This window comes from Hydrogenophaga sp., from assembly GCF_018780075.1.
Lineage (GTDB): Bacteria > Pseudomonadota > Gammaproteobacteria > Burkholderiales > Burkholderiaceae_C > Hydrogenophaga.
This window is the reverse complement of sequence record NZ_JADMKB010000101.1, coordinates 1-18144: the sequence shown is the minus strand read 5'-3', so window position 1 is coordinate 18144 and position 18144 is coordinate 1. Positions and strand designations below refer to the sequence as shown.

Below are 18144 nucleotides of genomic sequence, written 5' to 3'. Positions count from 1 at the left end.
GCCATGGCCCCGCTCCCGGTTTTCGGCCCCCACCTCAAAGGCTTTCCCACCGCTGGCGCGCCGCTCACGCGCGAGCAGATTCCCCAGCAAGGCTGGCGGCTGCTGCGCGGTGACCTGGCCCTGCCGCTGGCCGTGCTCAAACACAGCGCGCTGCAGCACAACCTGCACTGGATGCGGGACTTCTGCGCGCAGCGCGGCATTGATCTCGCGCCCCACGGCAAGACCAGCATGTCGCCCGAGCTGTGGTCCCTGCAGGTGGAGGCGGGCGCCTGGGGCATCAGCTTCGCCACCGTGTTCCAGGCGGCCGTGGGCGCACGTCACGGCGTGCCCGTGCTGCTGATCGCCAACCAGGTGGTCCAGCCCGCCGAGCTGGACGCGCTGGCGCTGCTGCACGCCGAACGTCCCGCGTTGCGCTCGCTGTTCCTGGTGGACTCGGTGGGACAGGTGGACCTGATCGAAGCCTGGGCCACGGCGAGCGGCTTCAACGGCCGCTTCGAGGTGCTGCTGGAGCTGGGCATCGCTGGCCAGCGCACCGGCTGCCGCACGGCGGGTGAAGCGCGGCAGATCGCCCAGCGCATCGCTGCCAGCCCGGCGCTGCAACTCGTCGGCATCGAGTGTTACGAAGGCACCACCGCCAGCTGCGACCACGCCAAAGACCGCGCCACCGTGCAAGCCCTGATGGACCGTGTGGACGCGATCGCGCATGAAGCCATCGCCCAGGGCTGGTTCACTCATGAAGAAGTCATCCTCAGCGCTGGCGGCTCCGCCATCTTTGATCTGGTGGCCGAGCGCCTCACACCCGACCTGGGCCGCCCGGTGCGCGGCGTGCTGCGCTCTGGCTGTTACCTCACACACGACCACCAGCGCTACCAGCGTTACCTCTGCTGCGTGGGTGAACGGCTGAGCCTTCGTGAAACCCTGAAGCCCGCGCTGGAGGTGCTGGCCTGCGTGCAGAGCTGCCCCGAGCCCGGCCTGGCCCTGCTCAGCATGGGCCGGCGCGACGTGTCGCACGACCTCGATCTGCCTTTGCCGATCTGGCGCTCTGACGCGAAGGGTGGCGCACCGAGGGCCGTGCCCGTCCACTGGCGCATCGACGCCCTCAACGACCAGCACGCCTACCTGCGGCACGACCCGGCGGCGCCACAGACCGAGTGGCCGCAACTCGGCGAAACCGTGGCCTGCGGCATTTCACACCCCTGCACGACCTTCGACAAGTGGCGCTGGATGCCGGTGGTGGACGATGCCTACCGCGTGGTGGATGCCGTCACCACCTGGTTCTGACGCTGTCGTTCGGGTTCGGGCCCTGTCCCTGGCCGACGCAGCGGTTCAAGCCGTGCTCTCGGCGTGCGCCTGGTAGTTGTTCAGGATGGCCTGCCAGCCGGCTTTCTGGAACTCCACCGGGTGGGTGTTTTCCGGCGTGAAGCTCACGGTCACCTCGGTGTGCCCGTCCCCCGTGTCGCGGAAGGTCGCCACCACCTCGCGGTCTGGGCCCAGCGCATAGACGAGGCGCTGCAGCGGCACCACCTCGGTGTACGTGCCCTCGAAGTCGAAACCCATCGAGCCGTCGCGCGCCTCCATGCGCGTGCGCAGCACGCCGCCGACACGCAGGTCGTTTTCCGCGCGCGGGCAGTGCCATTCCGGCGCGGCGAAGTTCCATTGGGTGATCGACCCGGGGTCCGTGTACGCGGCCCAGGCCCGGGCGACGCTGCATTGCGGGCGGGCTTCGATGGTGATGCGGGTGGGTTGGGTGGTCATGGCGCCTCCTTCGGGGCTTGGTCAGGTGTTTCGACAACAACGATCCCCGACGCGGGCAGGCGGCGGCATCGGCGACAGCACAGTGCCAAGGCGGCCTGCCCCGCGGCAGCGAACTTTGTGCACAGGGTCGACACGCCGTCAACCAAAGGCCTTGCGCGGAACGCAGGCCATCTCCGCTGCCGCTTGGCCCAGTCCGGTCGGGTGGGTAGAGTTTGCCCCATGAACATCGCCTACCTTCACCTCGGCGTGGCCATCATGGCCGAAGTCATCGCCACCAGCTTCCTCAAAACGTCCGCCGGGTTCACGCGCTTCTGGCCCAGTGTGGCGACCGTCTCGGGCTACGGCGTCGCCTTCTACTTCCTGTCACTGACCCTGGCCACCATCCCCACCGGCATCGCCTACGCCATCTGGTCGGGTGTGGGCATCGTCCTGATCTCGTTCATCGGCTGGTTCGCTTTCGGGCAGCGGCTCGATGCGCCCGCGCTCATCGGCATCGCCCTGATCATGGCCGGTGTCATGGTGATCAACCTGTTCTCCAAGGCCGCCGGGCATTGAGCCACGACCTGGCGGCGCGTGGGGGAAGCGGCCGGGTTGGGTGTGTGCCTCTAAAAATGCTGCGGTGCAGCAAAAACACTTGCCATCCTCGGGATTACCCGTAGAATCACGTCCATGCTGCACTGCAACATAAATCGGGAAACCGAACCATGTTCACCGGCGGCCCCTGTGTGTCAACCCTCTTCAAGGAAACTGAAATGAACAACCCCGCTGAACAAATCATCGCCGCCAACAAAGCCAACCTGGAAGCCCTCGAAGGCTCCGCCAAGAAGGCCTACGTGGGCGTGGAAAAGCTGGTCGATCTCAACATGGCTGCCTCCAAGGCCGCTCTGGGCGAGTCCTTCAGCTATGCCCAGGCCGTGCTGTCGGTGAAGACCCCCCAGGAATTCATGACCCTGCAGACCAGCTTCTTCCAGCCCCTGGCTGAAAAATCGGCTGCCTACTTCCAGCACGTGCAGAGCATCGCCACCGAAGGCAGCGCCGATTTCGTCAAGCAGCTCGAAGCCGGCATGGCCGACGCACAGAAGGCGATCGGCGTTTCCGTGGACCAGCTGGTCAAGAACGCACCCGCCGGTTCTGAAGCCGCTGTGGCCGCTTTCCAGAGCGCGCTGACCCAGGGCCAGAAGGCCGTGGAAACCGCCCAGGCCACGATCAAGAAAGCCTCGGCCACCGCCCAGGCCAACTTCACCGCCGCTTCGAAGCAGACCACCGATCTGGTCAAGAAGGCCACCAAGGTCTGATCGATCGAGGTCGTCGGGTGTGAGTGGCCTTTCGGGGCCGTGAACGCCCCAAACAAAGAGGCTCCTTCGGGAGTCTCTTTGTTTTGCGGAGGGGTCATCCCGGTGCGGATGGCGCGCCCACGCGCCGGTGGTAGGCCAGAAACACATCGTCCCGCACCCAGCCGAGCGACGCATAGAGCGACTGCGCCTTCACATTGGTGCGGGCCGTCGTCAGGTCCATGCGCACCATGCCGTCGGTGGCGGCCCGTGCCCCGGCCGCCAGCAACAGCTGCCGCCCGGCACCCCCTTCACGCGCTGGCGGCGACACGAACAGGTCGTACAGGGTGTAGATCGGCGCGGCCTCCACCGAGCAGAACGACGGGTACATCTGGCAAAAACCCACCAGTTCGCCGCCCGACGCCTGCGCCACCAGCACCACCGATTCGCCGCGCTCGAAGCGCTCCGCCATGAAGCGTTGCGCGAGGGGTAGGTCCGGCGCGTGTTCGTAGAACTGGCGGTACTGGTCGAACAGCCCGCCAACGGCGGGCAGGTCGGCGGTTTGCATGGGGCGGATCGAGAGGGTCATGGGACGGCACACAACAGTGGGTCAGACGGGTGCGTCGGGCGATCCCGTTTCCGCCATCCGCTTGAGCCGCGCCAGCGTCACCGGCAGACCGGCGTCCAGCTGGCGTTTCAACGCCGGACCGATCAGCCAGGACAGCGGCCCTGTGAGCGTGACCCGGTGCACCACCTCGGTCTGCGAGGGCCCGCGCGCGATCAGCTCGTGTTCGAACACCATGCGCAGCAGCAGCAGCAGGGGAATCCGCGACTCGACGGTGAACCCCCGATCCGGATCGGCGAAGGTCACCACCATGGGGACGGTGTTTCCCTTGCGGGGCGTCAGCGTGCCGCGTGAACCGGCGGCAAAGGGTCCGTTCAGCGTCGCGGCCCGGGTGTCCGGGTCCCAGCGGTGCCAGTTCGCCATGTCGGCGTAGAGGTGAAAGAGGGGGGCGGGCGGGGTGGCCACCGTGGTGCGGTGTTCGATGTCCGTGCTCATGCCGGTTCGTCGCTGAGGAGGGCGACGGGGGCACCCGTGGCGTAGAAGAAACCGCCCGCCACATGGTGCAGGCTGCGCAACCCGTCAGGGCCCTTCTCGAAATGCCAGCGCCCGTTCGAAAACACCCGGTCGTCCGCCCAGGCGCAGAGCACTTCGGCCAGGATCAGGTCATGTGGCCCCGCCACGTGCGAGGTGGCGGGCAGGACGCGGCACTCCATCCAGGCGATGGCGCCATGGACCAACGGGCAGCCGGTCAATGGCCCCGGTTCGAACGACACGCCGCAGCGCTGCAATTTGTCGGGGTGGTCTTTGCCGCTCTCTCCACCCACGGCGCGGGTGAGGTCGGCCTGCGCCACACAGGGCACGCAGACGCTGAGCACGCCCGAGGCGTCCACCAGCGCGCGGGTGAGCGTGGTTTGGTCGATGACGACCGCCACCTTGGGCGGCACGAAGTCCAGTGGCATGGCCCATGCGGCGGCCATGACGTTCACGCGGCCACCGTGCGCACTGCCCACCAGCACGGTGGGGCCGTGGTTGAGCAGTCGGCTGGCCTTGTCGAGCGGAACGGGCTGCATGGGCATGTGGTCACGCCTTCGCTGAAGTGGCCGGGCGGTTTACCCCAGTTCGGCGATCAGCTCGATTTCGACACAAGCCCCCATCGGGATCTGCGCGACGCCGAAGGCGCTGCGGGCGTGTGCGCCGGCCTGGGGGCCAAACACTTCACCGATCAGTTCGCTGCAGCCGTTGGTGACGAGGTGCTGCTCGGTGAAGCTGCCGGTGCTGTTGACCAGGCTCATGACCTTGACGATGCGCTTCACGTCGTCGAGCGTCTTGCCACCGGCCAGGCAGGCGGCGGCGAGGGTGCCCATGAGGTCGATGGCGATGGCGCGGGCGGCGGCCTTGCCTTCTTCGGTGGTCATGGTCAGCCCGAGCTGGCCGACCCAGGGCTTGCCGTCCTTCTTGGCGATGTGGCCGCTGATGAAAATCAGGTTGCCGGTCTGCACGAAGGGCACGTAGGCGGCGGCGGGAATGGCCACGGGGGGCAGGGCGATGCCCAGTTGGGACAGCTTGTCGTAAACGCTCATGGAAGGCTCCTGATGGCTGGGTAGGGGACGCTGCGGCCGGGGTCGCAGGAAGGTGCGGGCCATTCTATCGGCGGGTGTGGGTCGTGGTGGTCGTCAGCGGTTCTTCAGCGCTCTGCTGGAATAATCAGGGGCTTTGTTGCGCGATCCGGTGTCTGTCCCCGCAGGCCAGCCCGGGCGCCCCCATGAACCAGGCGACCCGCCGAGCCGCCCGCTGGAGACACCACGATGAACACCCTTTCCCCGCGCGCTGTGGCGCGCCTGGTCACCCTGGCCGCCGGCCTGCTGCCCGTGCTGGCCCAGGCCGCCGACATGGACGGCAGTCAGCTGTCCGTGCTCTGGGGCGTGCCGTTTGCCGGCATCCTGCTGTCGATCGCGCTGGTGCCGCTGGTGGCGCCCCTCTTCTGGCACCACCACTTCGGCAAGGTGTCGGCGGCCTGGGCGCTGGCGTTCCTGCTGCCGTTTGCTGTGGTGTTTGGCCCGGCGGCCGCGGGCGCGGGCATCGCGCACGCGATGCTGGCCGAGTACATCCCGTTCATCATCCTGCTCACCGCGCTCTACACCGTGGCCGGCGGCATCTTCATCCGCGGCAACCTGCACGGCGGCCCGGGGCTGAACACGGCGATCCTGGCCGTGGGCGCGGTGCTGGCCAGCTTCATGGGCACCACCGGCGCGTCGATGCTGCTGATCCGTCCGCTGATCCGCGCCAACGACCACCGCAAGCACGTGGTGCACGTGGTGGTGTTCTTCATCTTCATCGTCTCCAACGCCGGCGGTTCGCTCACGCCGCTGGGCGACCCACCGCTGTTCCTGGGTTTCCTGAAAGGCGTGGAGTTTTCCTGGACGCTGATCCACATCCTGCCCGAGACGGCGTTCCTGCTGGCCGCGCTGCTGGCGCTGTTCTACGGCATCGACTGGTGGTACTACCACCGCAAGGAAGAGGTCCTGCCGAAAGACCCGACACCCGATGACCGGACCTTCGGTTTCGACGGCGGCGTCAACTTCGTGCTGCTGGCGGTGGTGGTGGGCCTGGTGCTGATGAGCGGGCTGTGGAAGTCCAGCGTGTCGTTCCACATCGCCGGCACCGACGTGGGCCTGCCCGGCCTGCTGCGCGACCTGGGTCTGATCGCGGTCACGGTGGCCTCGCTGCAGCTCACGCCTTCGGGCGTGCACGCCGACAACCAGTTTGCCTGGGCGCCGATGCAGGAGGTGGCCAAGCTGTTTGCCGGCATCTTCCTGACCATCATCCCGGTGATCGCCATGCTCAAGGCCGGCGTGGACGGCCCGTTTGGCGCCGTGGTGCGAGCGGTGACCAACCCCGACGGCTCGCCGAACCCGGCCATGTACTTCTGGGCCACGGGCCTGCTCAGCTCCTTCCTGGACAACGCGCCGACCTACCTGGTGTTCTTCAACACCGCCGGCGGCGACCCGGCGGTGCTCATGACCACGCTGGCCCCCACGTTGGTGGCGATTTCGGCAGGCGCGGTGTTCATGGGCGCCAACAGCTACATCGGCAACGCCCCCAACCTCATGGTCAAGGCCATCGCGGAAGACCGCGGTGTCAAGATGCCCAGTTTCTTCGGCTACATGGTCTGGTCGGTCGGCATCCTGGTGCCGCTGTTTGCCCTCATGACCTGGCTGTTCTTTGCCTGATGCACAGGATGCGACCCATGATCTTTTGCCCCGCTTTTCCGAACCCCTTGACGGCACACAGCGCCACCGCATGAGCGACACCGGCCTGCTCACCTGGACCCTGCTTGCGTTGGGCGTGCTCAATGCGCTGCTGGTGCTCTGGCTGTTGCTGCGCCGACCGCCGGCCAACGCGGACGAAGCCGCGCAGCGACAGCAGCTGCTGGCCACGCTGCAGGCGCAGGGCCAGCAGGCCACGCAACGCATCGAGCGGGTGGAGAGCGAGCTGCGCCGCGAGATCAGCGACAGCTCGCGCGGCGGCCGGCAGGAAATCCAGCAGACCCTGGCCACCTTCCAGGAGACGCTGACGCGGCAGGACGCCGAAGCCACGCGCACGCAGAACACGCAGCTGGACGCCTTTGCCCAGCAGCTGCTGCAGCTGCGCGGCACGCTGGGCGACACGCTGACCCAGCAGCTGCAGGCCATCAGCCTGGGCATGGGCCAGCAGGCGGCCGAAGCCACGCGCACGCAGAACGCGCAGATCGACGCCTTCGCGCAGCAATTGGTGCAATTGCGCGGCACGCTGAGCGACACGCTCACGCGCCAGCTGCAGGACATGAGCGAAGGCAACGCGCGCCGCCTGGCGGAGATCCGCACCACGCTGGAAAACCAGCTCGCGCAACTGCAGCAGAGCAACACCGCCAAGCTGGACGAGATGCGCGCGACCGTGGACGAGAAGCTGCAGAGCACGCTGCAGGCGCGCCTGGGCGAGAGCTTCAAGCAGGTGGCCGACCGGCTGGAACAGGTGCACAAGGGCCTGGGCGAGATGCAGACGCTGGCGCAGGGCGTGGGCGACTTGAAGCACCTGCTGAGCAACGTGAAGACGCGTGGCATGTTCGGCGAGGCCCAGCTCGGTGCGTTGCTCGAACAGGTGTTCGCCCCCGACCAGTACGCCTCCCAGGTCACCACCCGGCCCGGCAGCCGCAACGCCGTGGACTTCGCGGTCAGGCTGCCTGGCCGCGGCGACGACGGCGCTCCCTGCTGGCTGCCCATCGATGCGAAGTTTCCGAACGAAGACTACGAGCGCCTGCTCGATGCGCAGCAGCGCGCCGACGCCGAAGGCGCCGAGATCGCCGCGCGCGGGCTGGAGCAGCGCATCAGGCTCGAAGCGAAAAGCATGGCCGACAAGTACCTGGAGCCGCCGCACACCACCGACTTCGCGATCCTGTTCCTGCCCACCGAAGGCCTGTACGCCGAGGTGCTGCGCCGACCGGGGCTGATGGAGGTGCTGCAGCGCGAATACCGCGTCACGCTCGCCGGACCGACCACGCTCATGGCCATGCTCAATTCGCTGCAGATGGGCTTTCGCACGCTGGCGCTGGAGAAACGCAGCAGCGAGGTCTGGCAGGTGCTGGGCGCGGTCAAGACCGAGTTCGGCAAGTTCGGCGATGTGCTGGCGCGCGTCAAGAGCCAGACCCAGACCGTGCTCAACACCCTCGACAGCGCCGAGACGCGCAGCCGCGCCATGACCCGCGCGCTCAAGACGGTGGAGGCGCTGCCGCAGGACAAGGCCAGCGCGCTGCTGCCGCTGGACCCCAGCGACGACGGAGACACTTGAGCGCCTCCCTGAAAGCCGGCCTGGCGCGGCTGATCGCCGCGCAGGTCAGCCTGCACGCCTGCATGACCGGCTTTCGCATGGCCGCGCCGCTGATGGCGCTGCGCGAGGGCCACAGCCCGGTTGCGGTGGGCATGCTGCTGGCGCTGTTTGCGCTGGCCCAGGTGTTCCTCGCCTTGCCCGCCGGCCGCTACGCCGACCGCCGCGGGCTGAAGAAACCGATGCTGCTGGCGGTGGGCGTGGCCACCGCAGGCGCGGCGCTGGCCGTGGCCTTCCCGGTGTTTGGTGTGCTGTGCGTCACCGCGCTGACCTGCGGTGGCGCCACCGGGCTGGCCATGATCGCGCTGCAGCGCCACGTGGGCCGGCTGGCGAGCAACGCCACCGAGCTCAAGCAGGTGTTCAGCTGGATGGCCATCGGCCCGTCGATCTCCAACTTCATCGGCCCACTCGCGGCGGGCGTGCTGATCGATGCCGAGGGCTTTCGGGCGGCCTACCTGCTGCTGGCGCTGTTGCCGTCGCTGGCCTGGTTCTGGGTGCGCCGCGTGGTGGAGCAGGCGCCGGTGGCACCGGACGAGCGCAACACCAGCGGCTCGTCGTGGAACCTGCTGCGCGACACGGCGTTCCGCCGACTGATGCTGATCAATTGGCTGCTGTCCTCGTGCTGGGACGTGCACACCTTCCTGGTACCGGTCATCGGGCACGAGCGCCATCTGAGCGCCACGGTGATCGGCACCATCCTCGGCGCGTTCGCGCTGGCCGCCACCGCCGTGCGGCTGGTCATGCCCTGGCTGGCCGCGCACCTGCGCGAGCCGGTGGTGATCGGCTCGGCGATGGCGAGCACGGCGCTGCTGTTCGCGGCCTACCCATTCGCCCACAACGCCTGGGCCATGGGCGGGCTGTCGGTGCTGCTCGGTGTGGCGCTGGGGTCGGTGCAGCCCATGATCATGAGCACGCTGCACCAGATCACGCCCCGGCACCGCCATGGCGAGGCGCTGGGCCTGCGGGCCATGGCGATCAACGGGTCGAGCGTGGTGATGCCGATGCTGTTCGGCTCGGTCGGCACGCTGCTCGGCGTGGCGGGCGTGTTCTGGATCGTGGGCGGAATGGTAGGCTTGGGCTGCCGTCTGGCCTGGCTGCTGCTGCGCGAGGCAGGGTCTGCGACACACTGACTCACTGGCGTGCCACGCGCATTGGTCGTGTGCTTTGACGCCGCCACGGGAACTCGGCCACAGCGGTCGTGATCGTTCTTTGAACGCCGGTTGGTCCATGGATCGACCTTGACACAAGGAACCCTTGACGTGCTCCTGCTGATCGTCTTGCTCCCGCTGCTCGCGGGCACCGCCGCCACCTTCTGGCTCGGACCCCGGTCCCGTCTGGCGACGGCGCTGGTCGCTGGTGCGGTCACGGCCACCAGTCTGGGCTTGCTGCTGAGCCAGGCGCCGGGGGTGATGGCGGGCGAGACGGTGCGCAATGCCTGGGCCTGGGTGCCGGAGATCGGGCTGAACCTCACGTTCCGGCTCGACGGCCTGTCGCTGCTCTTTGCGGGCCTGATCCTGTTCATCGGCCTGCTCATCGTGCTCTACGCACACTTCTACCTGAGCCCCAAGGACTCGCCCGGCAAGTTCTACAGCGAGATGATGCTGTTCATGGCGGCGATGCTGGGCGTGGCGCTGTCGGACAACCTGCTGCTGCTCGTGGTGTTCTGGGAGCTGACCAGCATCTCGTCGTTCCTGTTGATCGGCTTCTGGAGCCACCGCGCCGATGCGCGCGCCGGCGCCCGCCAGGCGCTGGCCGTCACTGGTGGTGGTGGTCTGGCCATGCTCGGCGGCTTTTTGCTGCTGGGGCAGATCGCGGGCACCCACGAGTTGAGCGAGATGGTGGGCCGGGTGGCCCTGATCCAGGCCGATCCGCTGTTCGTTCCCGCGTTGCTGCTGATCCTGCTCGGCGCCTTCACCAAGAGCGCGCAGTTCCCGTTCCACTTCTGGCTGCCCGACGCCATGGCCGCGCCCACGCCGGTCTCGGCCTACCTGCACTCGGCCACCATGGTGAAGGCGGGCGTGTTCCTGCTCATGCGCATGCACCCGGTGCTCGCGGGCACGGGCTGGTTCGAGGTGATCGTCACCGGCGCGGGCCTGATCACGGTGCTGTTCGCGGCCTTCATCGCGCTCTTCAAGCACGACCTCAAGGGCCTGCTCGCGTACTCGACCGTGAGCCACCTGGGCCTGATCGTGTTCCTGATCGGGCTGGGCTCGCCGCTGGCCGCCGTGGCCGCGGTGTTCCACGTGCTCAACCACGCGACCTTCAAGGCCTCGCTGTTCATGATCGCGGGCATCGTGGACCACGAGACGCATTCGCGCGACATGCGCCAGCTCGGGGGCCTGTACAAGCTGATGCCCTGGACGGCCACGCTGTCCATGGTGGCGGCCGCGTCGATGGCCGGTGTTCCGCTGACCAACGGCTTCCTGTCCAAAGAGATGTTTTTCACCGAGGCGGTGGTCGGCACGGCGGGCGTGTGGGCCTGGGTGGTGCCCGCGCTGGTGACGCTGGCGGGCGTGTTCAGCGTGGCCTACTCGCTGCGCTTCGTGCATGACACGTATTTCAACGGCGAACTGGGCGATGTGCCCAACCCGCATCCCCATGAACCACCGCTGGGCATGAAGCTGCCTGCCATGTTGCTGGTGACCATGTGCATCGGGGTCGGCCTGCTGCCGGCCATCACCTTCGGGCCGCTGGTGCACGTCGCGGCCACGGCGATGGTGGGCCAGCCGCTGCCCGAATACCACCTGGCCATCTGGCACGGCTTCAACCTGCCGCTGCTCATGAGCGCGATCGCGCTGGCCGCGGGCGTCGGGCTGTACCTCTGGCTGGCGCGCGGCCAGCGCCTGCACCGCATTCAGTCCGAGGCCTGGTTCGGCCTGGCCACCGGGCGCCAGATTTTCGATGCGGTGATCGACGGCCTGTTCGGGCTCGCTGGCCGTGTCTCCGACCGCCTGGAGACCGGCTCGCTGCAGCGCTACCTGGTCTGGCTCATCGGGGCCGCGGTGGCGGCGGCGGCGACGCAGCTGGCGGGGCAGGGCATCGGTGCGGGGACGCGCGAGCTGCTGCCCGCCTCGCCGCTGGCCATCGCGGTCTGGCTGCTGCTGCTCGCGGCCTGCGTGGCCATTGCGCTCACGCACCACCAACGGTTCCAGGCCGTGGTGCTCGTCGGTGTGGTGGGGCTGGTGACCTCGCTCACCTTCGTGAGCCTGTCGGCGCCCGACCTGGCGCTGACGCAGCTGTCGGTGGAGGTGGTGTCCACCGTGCTGCTGCTGATGGGGCTGGCTTTGTTGCCGCAGCACTCGCCGCGCGAATCGTCGGCGCTGCGCCGCGCGCGCGACGGTGTGCTGGCGCTGGCCGGCGGGGCGGGCATGGCCTGGGTGGCCTGGGTGCTGCTCACGCGCGACCACGATTCCATCTCCTGGTACTTCCTGGAGAAATCGCTGCCGGTGGGCGGGGGCACCAACGTGGTCAACGTGATCCTGGTGGACTTCCGCGGCTACGACACGTTTGGCGAGATCACCGTGCTGGGCATCGCCGCCATCGGTGTGCTGGCCCTCATGGACGGCATGCGCAGCCGCCGCCCACTGACCGACCCGCAAGGCCTGGCCTGGACCTTCGCCGCCCTGCCGCTGATGTTGCGCGTGGCCGCCACGGTGGTGTTGCCGCTGGCGTTGGTGTTTGCGCTGTACATCTTCATGCGCGGCCACAACCTGCCCGGCGGTGGCTTCATCGCCGGGCTGATCACGGCGGTGGCGCTGGTGCTGCAGTTCATGGCGCTGGGCCAGGCGAAGGCGGAGGCGATGCTGCGCGCGCAGAGCGGCCGCCGCTTCGTGCGCTGCATCGGTGCCGGGCTGTCGATCGCCGGGCTGACCGGCGCGGGCGCCTTTGTCTGGGGTCGGCCCTTCATGACCAGCGCCCATGGGCACCCGCACATGCCGCTGCTGGGCGAGCTGCCGCTGGCCTCGGCCGCTCTGTTCGACCTCGGTGTGTACCTCACGGTGGTGGGGGCGACGCTGCTGACCATCTCGGTGCTGGGCTCGGTGAGCCGGGACCGCACCTCGACCCCATCCCAGTCGGCCGGAGGCCCACCCTGATGAGCATGGAATTCTTGCTGGCGACCGGCATCGGCTTCGTCACCGCCTGCGGCATCTACCTGATGCTGCGCGGGCGCAGTTTTCCGGTGGTGCTGGGCTTGTCCTTGTTCGGCTACGCCGTCAATGTGTTCATCTTCGTGATGGGGCGCCTGTGGTCCAACGCCCAGCCCATCCTGGTGGGTGACGGGCCGGTGGCCGATCCGCTGCCGCAGGCGCTGGTGCTCACGGCCATCGTGATCGGCTTTGCGACCACCGGTTTCGTGATCGAACTGGCGCTGCGCAACCGCCATGAAAGTGACAGCGACCACGTGGACGGCCGCGAGCCCGCACACGCCGCGGGCCACCCGCCCGCGGCCGAAGCCAACCACCACGGGGAACGCCAGCCATGATGGAGGCGGTCCTGGCTTTCTGGCTGCAGCACGCGCCGGTGCTCTCGGTGCTGCTGCCCTCGTTCACCGCGATGGGCCTGCTTCTGCTGGGCGATTTGGGTGGCATGGCGGAACAGGGTGGCGGGCACGACAGCGCCCGGGTGCGCTGGCGTCGCCGGCTGAGCCTGGCGTCGGTGGTGCTCGGCGCGGCGATGGCGGCCGGTCTGGTGTGGCGCGCGGCCGGCGGCGAGCTGCTGGTGTACCCGCTGGGGGAGTGGTCGGCGCCGTTCGGCATCGTGCTGGTGCTCGATCGACTCTCGGCCCTGATGGTGTTGCTGACCTACCTGGTGGCTGCGCCCGTGCTCTGGTACGCCACCGGCGGCTGGGACCTGCGCGGGCGCCACTTCCACGCCATCTTCCACTTCCAGCTGATGGGCCTGAGCGGTGCCTTCCTGACCGGTGACCTGTTCAACCTGTTCGTGTTCTTCGAGGTGCTGCTGATCGCGTCCTATGTGCTGCTGCTGCACGGGCTGGGCCGCGAACGCCTGCGCATGGGGATGCACTACGTGGTGCTGAACCTTGCCGGGTCGGGCCTGTTCCTGATCGGGCTGGCGATGCTCTACGCCGTGACCGGCACGCTGAACATGGCCGACCTGGCCCTGCGCGTGGCCCAGCTCACCGGCGAATCGGCGCTGATCGCGCGCGCGGCCGCGCTGGTGCTGCTGGTGGTGTTCGGCCTGAAGGCCGGGCTGGTGCCGCTGTATTTCTGGCTACCGGGCACCTACGCCTCGGCCAGCGCGCCGGTGGCGGCGCTGTTCGCCATCATGACCAAGGTCGGCGTGTACAGCATCATCCGCACGCACTGGGGCATCTTCGGTGTCGAGGCGGGCGAGGCCAGCCTGGCGGCACAGGCCTGGCTGCTGCCGCTGGCGCTGGGCACCAGCGTGCTGGGCGCGCTGGGGGCATTGGCGGCGCGCTCCATGGGTCGCATGGTGGCCTACCTCACGGTGTCGTCGGTCGGCACCATCCTGGCCGGCGTGGGCCTGTTCACCCCCGAGACACTGTCGGCCGCGCTGTACTACACGCTGCACAGCACCGTCGTGATCGCGGGCCTGTTCCTGCTGGTGGAGCTGATGGCCGCCCAGCGCGGAGAGGCGGGCGACAGGCTGCGTCCGGCGGTGGCGATGCGCGAGCCGGTGCTGCTGGGCATGATGATGCTGTTCGGCGCCGCGTCGGCCTCGGGGTTGCCGCCGCTGCCCGGCTTTCTGGGCAAGCTGATGATCCTGCAGAGCGCCTCGGGCCTGGCCGCGCAGGCCTGGGTCTGGGGGGTGGTGCTGCTGGTGGGTTTTTTCACCATCGTGGGGCTGGCGCGTGCGGGGGTGATCGTGTTCTGGCACGTTCAGCCTGAAGCGGGCGGCGTGGCCTCGACATCGGGCTCCAGTGTCAAGCTGCTCTCGGCGGCCTGGGCCTTCATGGCGGTCACGGTGGCGCTGGCGGTGCTGGCCTCGCCGGTCAAGCGCTACACCGACGCCACCGCCTTGCAGCTGGCCGACACCGCCGCCTACGCCGAGGCCGTGCTCGGTTCGCAGGGCGGCGTGCGCGCGAACACGGTCCGGCCCTACGACGGCTCAAGAAACGCCTCGCCGAGCCCACCCCTGGTGGTTCCAGCACCCACGAAGGCCCTGCCATGAAACCGGATTCACCCGTTGCCCGTTCCATCGGCAAGCGCCATCCCGCCACCGGCTGGTTCGCCCACCCGGTGCTCTCGGTGCTGCTGGCGTCGAGCTGGCTCGCGCTGTCGCACAGCCTGGAGCCGGTGCACCTGCTGTCGGCCCTGCTGATCGGGCTGGTCGTGCCGCGCCTGCTGAATCCGTTTCTGTCACAAGCCAGCGTCGTGCATTGGCCGACGGTGTTGCGCCTCGTGGGCGTGGTGCTGTGGGACATCGTGGTTTCGAACCTCGTGGTGGCCAGGCTGGTGCTCGGGCCGATGGACCGGATGCGGCCGGCCTGGATCGCGGTGCCGCTGGCCAGCGACCACCCCCGCGTCAATGCCTTGTTCGCCAGCATCATCACGACCACGCCCGGCACCGTGTCGGCGGTGATCGACGAGGCGCAGCGTGTGATCCTGGTGCACGCCCTCAACTGCGACGATGTGGCCGCGATGGCCGCTGACATGAAAAACCGCTACGAGGCGCCGCTGTTGCGGGCCTTCCACATCGAACCGGGGAGCCCGACATGAATGTGCTCGACATGGCCTTGAACATCGGCATCGTGGCGATCACGCTGGCCGTGCTGCTGTGCGCGGTGCGGCTGCTGCGCGGACCGAGCGCCACCGACCGCGTGCTCGCGCTGGACACGCTCTACATGAACGCGGTGGCGCTGATCGTGTTGCTGGGCATCCGCTGGAACACGGCGCTGCTGTTCGAAGGGGCGCTGCTGGTGGCGATGCTCGGTTTTGCCTCGACCGTGGGGCTGGCGCGTTACCTCAGCCGTGGCGACGTGGTGGAATGAACGGCAAGAAAGTCTGAACATGAACCCCTTCATCGAATGGACCGCCGCCGCCGTGATCGTGATCGCGGCCTTCTTCCTGCTCGTGGGCGCCATCGGCCTGGTGCGCCTGCCCGACTTCTACATGCGCCTGCACGCTCCGACCAAGGCGTCCACACTGGGCGTGGGCGGGATGCTGATCGCGTCGATGCTGGTGGCTGCCGCGCAGGGCCGCCCGGGCATCGCCGAGCTGCTGATCACGCTGTTTGTGTTTGTGACCGCGCCGGTGGCGGCGAACCTGATGGCCCAGGCGGCGCTGCATTTGAAGCTGCCTTCGAAGGCACCGGTGCCTCCCGATGCGGTGCCCGAGCGATCACCAGACTGAATCCCCGAAGAAACGGGCCCGGGACCTCAGGCGGCTTTCTTGGGTGGCAGGCTGGTGGGCGTCAGTGTGAAACCAAGCCCTCTCAGGTAGGCATCGAGGGTTTGCCGGCCCGCTTTCTGCAGGTCGAAGGCGCCGGGCTCGAGCAACCAGTTCTGGATCATCCCGTCAGCGATGACGTACATGCCCAGCGCGGCAGACGAGAAGGGCATGGCGAGCTTCAGGTCTTGTTTGTGTGCCGCCGCCTGCAGCGCCTGCGCCGTCTGCTTCACGCAGTCGTTGCGAACCTGCAGATGGCGCTCGCGCACTGCGTGCATTTCGTCGTTGTATTCGACCTGGTGCGTCGCGATCTCGAACACGCGGCGCGTCTGTTCGTCGGTGGCGGTCTTGTGCAGCGCTTCTTTCAGCGCATCGCGCAGATTGTGCAGCGGATCGTCGGCTGTGCGGGCGTTGGCGCCGGCACGGGCCATGCTCTCCTCCAGCGGCAGGGTGACGCGCTCCATCATCGCGTTGAACAGGTCGGCCTTGTCCTTGAAGTGCCAGTAGATGGCGCCGCGCGTGGTGCCGGCGGCGTTGGCGATATCGTTGAGGGACGTGCGCGAAACGCCACGCGCCTGAAACAGCTGTTCGGCTGCGTCCAGGAGCGAGTGGCGGGTGGCTTCGGCATCGGCCTTGGTGCGGCGGACCATGTGGTGTGTTCACAAAAGAAGAGACCCCTTGAATATACATACATTCATGTGTGTATGTATACTGCGTCCCTTTTGAAGGTCTTGGCACGCGCCTTGCACGCTTGGATTTCTGTCCTGATTTGTAATTTTCTGTCTTTCCGTACATCACCTGTCGCCCAAGAGGTTATTCATGCCCGCAACCACTCCATCCCTCTCGCGGCGCCCGACGGCGCCGTCCACGACCACCGTGCGCCTGCGCCAGGCCCTGGTGCTGCTGCCCCTGGTGGCGGCCCTGGCGGCCTGCGGCCAGTCCGACGCCCCGGCGGCGGCCGGTGGTGGCGCACCGGGTGGGGGCATGCCGGCACCGGAAGTGGGCGTGGTCACGGTCACCCCGGGTGACGTGGGCCTGCAGACCGAGTTGCCTGGCCGCCTGGAGGCCTCTCGCGTGGCGCAGGTGCGGGCCCGCGCGGCGGGCATCGTGCAGCAGCAGCTGTTCCGTGAGGGCAGCGACGTGAAAGCCGGTCAGGCGCTGTTCCGCATCGACGCCGCGCCTTACCAGGCCACGCTGCAAAGCGCCCAGGCCTCGCTGGCGCGCGCCGAAGCCAACCTGGCCAACACCAAGGCGGTCGCCGACCGCTACAAGCCGCTGGTGGCCGAAAACGCCATCAGCCAGCAGGAATTCACCAGCGCCGTGGCGGCTCAGAAATCCGCCGAAGCCGACGTCGCGGCGGCCCGTGCCGCCGTGCGCACGGCCGGCATCAACCTCAACTACGCGAGCGTGACCGCGCCGATCTCGGGCCGCATAGGCCGCGCGCTGGTGACCGAGGGCGCGCTGGTGGGGCAGGGCGAAGCCACGGCGCTGGCCGTGATCCAGCAGGTGGACCCGCTGTATGTGAATTTCACCCAGTCGGCCACGGAAGCCATGCGCCTGAAACGCGCGATGGAAGCCGGTCAGCTCAAGGGCGCGGGCAAGGGCGCGGCCGCGGTGCGCGTGGTGCTGGACGACGGCAGCGAGTACGCCAAGCCCGGCAAGCTGCTGTTTTCCGATCTGACGGTGGATGCCGCCACCGGGCAGGTGACGCTGCGCGCCGAGGTGCCCAACCCCGGCGGCGCGCTGTTGCCGGGCCTGTACGTGCGCGTGCGCCTGGAGCAGGCGACCGCCGGCGACGCGATCACGCTGCCGCAACAGGCGGTGACGCGCTCGGCCCAGGGCGACACGGTGTCGGTGGTGGGGGCGGACGGCAAGATCGAGAAGCGCACCGTGAAGGTCGGCGGCCAGCAGGGCGGCCAGTGGGTCGTCATGGATGGCCTCAAAGCCGGCGAGCAGGTCATGGTGGACGGCTTCCAGAAGCTGCAGATGATGCCGCCCGGCACGCCGGTGAAGGCGGTGCCATGGACGCAGCCTGGCGCAGCACCCGCAGCGTCGCCCGCCGCACCCGCGGGTGCTCCAGCGGCAGCGGCACCGCCAGCCGCTGAAGCCAAGCCCGCAGCCGCCCCCGCTCCGGCGGCGGCCAAGTAAGGAGCGGCAAATGACACAACCTCCACGTTCACTTTGTTCATTGCCCCCCATGGGGGCTTCAGCCTCCTTGAGGCGGCTCGGCGGAAACTGACATGGCCAAATTCTTCATCGAGCGCCCCATCTTCGCGTGGGTGATCGCGCTCTTCATCATGGTGCTGGGCGCGGTGTCCATCAC

19 protein-coding genes are annotated in these 18144 nt (G+C 68.3%); 13 read left to right on the top strand and 6 right to left on the bottom strand.

From position 1 onward, the window contains the following. Positions 1–3: 3 nt before the first annotated feature. Positions 4–1281 carry an alanine racemase gene (locus IV088_RS16505; protein ID WP_291104344.1) on the top strand — a complete coding sequence of 426 codons (1278 nt, stop codon included), beginning with the start codon at positions 4–6 and terminating at the stop codon, positions 1279–1281. A 45-nt stretch (positions 1282–1326) separates the two neighbouring features. Here IV088_RS16505 and IV088_RS16500 read toward each other — a convergent pair whose 3' ends face one another. Beyond that, positions 1327–1755 carry an SRPBCC domain-containing protein gene (locus IV088_RS16500; protein WP_291104343.1) on the bottom strand — a complete coding sequence of 143 codons (429 nt, stop codon included), beginning with the start codon at positions 1753–1755 and terminating at the stop codon, positions 1327–1329. A gap of 219 nt (positions 1756–1974) precedes the next feature. Between IV088_RS16500 and IV088_RS16495 the strand changes: the two genes are divergently transcribed. Beyond that, on the top strand, positions 1975–2310 hold the full coding sequence (locus IV088_RS16495; RefSeq protein ID WP_291104341.1) for an SMR family transporter: 336 nt from the start codon (positions 1975–1977) through the stop codon (positions 2308–2310). Positions 2311–2507: 197 nt separating this feature from the next. Beyond that, positions 2508–3050 (top strand): phasin family protein, encoded by a 543-nt coding sequence (locus IV088_RS16490; protein ID WP_236965938.1) that lies wholly within the window; start codon positions 2508–2510, stop codon positions 3048–3050. A 94-nt stretch (positions 3051–3144) separates the two neighbouring features. Here the strand turns inward: IV088_RS16490 and IV088_RS16485 are convergent, their stop codons facing one another. The 4 genes from IV088_RS16485 to IV088_RS16470 are packed head-to-tail and all read right to left on the bottom strand — an operon-like array spanning position 3145 to position 5171. After that, on the bottom strand, positions 3145–3594 hold the full coding sequence (locus tag IV088_RS16485) for a GNAT family N-acetyltransferase (protein ID WP_291104335.1): 450 nt from the start codon (positions 3592–3594) through the stop codon (positions 3145–3147). A 42-nt stretch (positions 3595–3636) separates the two neighbouring features. Further along, positions 3637–4086: an SRPBCC family protein gene (locus IV088_RS16480; RefSeq protein WP_291104332.1), complete on the bottom strand. Its 450-nt coding sequence runs from the start codon at positions 4084–4086 to the stop codon at positions 3637–3639. Next, entirely contained in the window at positions 4083–4667 is a 585-nt protein-coding gene (locus IV088_RS16475; RefSeq protein WP_291104329.1) for a flavin reductase family protein, read from the bottom strand. Before IV088_RS16475 ends, IV088_RS16480 begins: the two co-directional genes overlap by 4 nt. Positions 4668–4700: 33 nt before the next feature. Beyond that, the gene (locus tag IV088_RS16470; protein WP_291104327.1) at positions 4701–5171 is read right to left on the bottom strand and encodes a RidA family protein; all 471 of its coding nucleotides are present in this window, start codon (positions 5169–5171) and stop codon (positions 4701–4703) included. Positions 5172–5396: 225 nt separating this feature from the next. Between IV088_RS16470 and IV088_RS16465 the strand changes: the two genes are divergently transcribed. From IV088_RS16465 to IV088_RS16425, 9 genes are all read left to right on the top strand, one after another. Further along, positions 5397–6821 (top strand): sodium:proton antiporter, encoded by a 1425-nt coding sequence (locus tag IV088_RS16465; protein WP_291104325.1) that lies wholly within the window; start codon positions 5397–5399, stop codon positions 6819–6821. A gap of 70 nt (positions 6822–6891) precedes the next feature. Then, entirely contained in the window at positions 6892–8415 is a 1524-nt protein-coding gene (gene rmuC / locus IV088_RS16460) for a DNA recombination protein RmuC (protein WP_291104322.1), read from the top strand. 8 nt (positions 8416–8423) lie between these two features. Continuing rightward, positions 8424–9581 (top strand): MFS transporter, encoded by a 1158-nt coding sequence (locus IV088_RS16455; protein WP_291104569.1) that lies wholly within the window; start codon positions 8424–8426, stop codon positions 9579–9581. A 129-nt stretch (positions 9582–9710) separates the two neighbouring features. Beyond that, complete coding sequence (locus IV088_RS16450; RefSeq protein ID WP_291104320.1) at positions 9711–12545, top strand: monovalent cation/H+ antiporter subunit A; 2835 nt, start codon at positions 9711–9713, stop codon at positions 12543–12545. Beyond that, positions 12542–12934 (top strand): Na+/H+ antiporter subunit C, encoded by a 393-nt coding sequence (locus IV088_RS16445; RefSeq protein ID WP_367171596.1) that lies wholly within the window; start codon positions 12542–12544, stop codon positions 12932–12934. The genes IV088_RS16450 and IV088_RS16445 overlap by 4 nt, the downstream gene beginning before the upstream one ends. Then, a complete protein-coding gene (locus IV088_RS16440) occupies positions 12931–14604 on the top strand; it encodes a monovalent cation/H+ antiporter subunit D (RefSeq protein WP_291104318.1) in 1674 nt (557 codons plus the stop codon). The genes IV088_RS16445 and IV088_RS16440 overlap by 4 nt, the downstream gene beginning before the upstream one ends. Beyond that, positions 14601–15152, top strand: coding sequence for a Na+/H+ antiporter subunit E (locus IV088_RS16435; RefSeq protein ID WP_291104316.1), 552 nt, complete (start codon positions 14601–14603; stop codon positions 15150–15152). Before IV088_RS16440 ends, IV088_RS16435 begins: the two co-directional genes overlap by 4 nt. Continuing rightward, the gene (locus IV088_RS16430; protein WP_291104314.1) at positions 15149–15424 is read left to right on the top strand and encodes a K+/H+ antiporter subunit F; all 276 of its coding nucleotides are present in this window, start codon (positions 15149–15151) and stop codon (positions 15422–15424) included. The genes IV088_RS16435 and IV088_RS16430 overlap by 4 nt, the downstream gene beginning before the upstream one ends. Before the next feature lie 19 nt (positions 15425–15443). Continuing rightward, entirely contained in the window at positions 15444–15785 is a 342-nt protein-coding gene (locus IV088_RS16425) for a Na+/H+ antiporter subunit G (protein WP_291104312.1), read from the top strand. A gap of 26 nt (positions 15786–15811) precedes the next feature. Here the strand turns inward: IV088_RS16425 and IV088_RS16420 are convergent, their stop codons facing one another. Then, on the bottom strand, positions 15812–16471 hold the full coding sequence (locus IV088_RS16420) for a TetR family transcriptional regulator (RefSeq protein ID WP_291104309.1): 660 nt from the start codon (positions 16469–16471) through the stop codon (positions 15812–15814). A gap of 169 nt (positions 16472–16640) precedes the next feature. Here IV088_RS16420 and IV088_RS16415 point away from each other — a divergent pair, with 169 nt between their 5' ends. Beyond that, on the top strand, positions 16641–17969 hold the full coding sequence (locus IV088_RS16415) for an efflux RND transporter periplasmic adaptor subunit (RefSeq protein WP_291104307.1): 1329 nt from the start codon (positions 16641–16643) through the stop codon (positions 17967–17969). The last annotated feature ends 175 nt before the right edge of the window (positions 17970–18144 follow it).

Bases quoted from the DNA above. Each gene is read 5' to 3' on its own strand.
- IV088_RS16415 (WP_291104307.1), top strand. From the start codon at position 16,641: ATGCCCGCAACCACTCCATCCCTCTCGCGGCGCCCGACGGCGCCGTCC.
- IV088_RS16505 (WP_291104344.1), top strand. From the start codon at position 4: ATGGCCCCGCTCCCGGTTTTCGGCCCCCACCTCAAAGGCTTTCCCACC.
- IV088_RS16470 (WP_291104327.1), bottom strand. From the start codon at position 5,171: ATGAGCGTTTACGACAAGCTGTCCCAACTGGGCATCGCCCTGCCCCCC.
- rmuC (WP_291104322.1), top strand. From the start codon at position 6,892: ATGAGCGACACCGGCCTGCTCACCTGGACCCTGCTTGCGTTGGGCGTG.
- IV088_RS16465 (WP_291104325.1), top strand. From the start codon at position 5,397: ATGAACACCCTTTCCCCGCGCGCTGTGGCGCGCCTGGTCACCCTGGCC.
- IV088_RS16425 (WP_291104312.1), top strand. From the start codon at position 15,444: ATGAACCCCTTCATCGAATGGACCGCCGCCGCCGTGATCGTGATCGCG.
- IV088_RS16500 (WP_291104343.1), bottom strand. From the start codon at position 1,755: ATGACCACCCAACCCACCCGCATCACCATCGAAGCCCGCCCGCAATGC.
- IV088_RS16435 (WP_291104316.1), top strand. From the start codon at position 14,601: ATGAAACCGGATTCACCCGTTGCCCGTTCCATCGGCAAGCGCCATCCC.
- IV088_RS16480 (WP_291104332.1), bottom strand. From the start codon at position 4,086: ATGAGCACGGACATCGAACACCGCACCACGGTGGCCACCCCGCCCGCC.
- IV088_RS16430 (WP_291104314.1), top strand. From the start codon at position 15,149: ATGAATGTGCTCGACATGGCCTTGAACATCGGCATCGTGGCGATCACG.
- IV088_RS16420 (WP_291104309.1), bottom strand. From the start codon at position 16,471: ATGGTCCGCCGCACCAAGGCCGATGCCGAAGCCACCCGCCACTCGCTC.
- IV088_RS16485 (WP_291104335.1), bottom strand. From the start codon at position 3,594: ATGCAAACCGCCGACCTGCCCGCCGTTGGCGGGCTGTTCGACCAGTAC.
- IV088_RS16495 (WP_291104341.1), top strand. From the start codon at position 1,975: ATGAACATCGCCTACCTTCACCTCGGCGTGGCCATCATGGCCGAAGTC.
- IV088_RS16440 (WP_291104318.1), top strand. From the start codon at position 12,931: ATGATGGAGGCGGTCCTGGCTTTCTGGCTGCAGCACGCGCCGGTGCTC.
- IV088_RS16475 (WP_291104329.1), bottom strand. From the start codon at position 4,667: ATGCCCATGCAGCCCGTTCCGCTCGACAAGGCCAGCCGACTGCTCAAC.
- IV088_RS16490 (WP_236965938.1), top strand. From the start codon at position 2,508: ATGAACAACCCCGCTGAACAAATCATCGCCGCCAACAAAGCCAACCTG.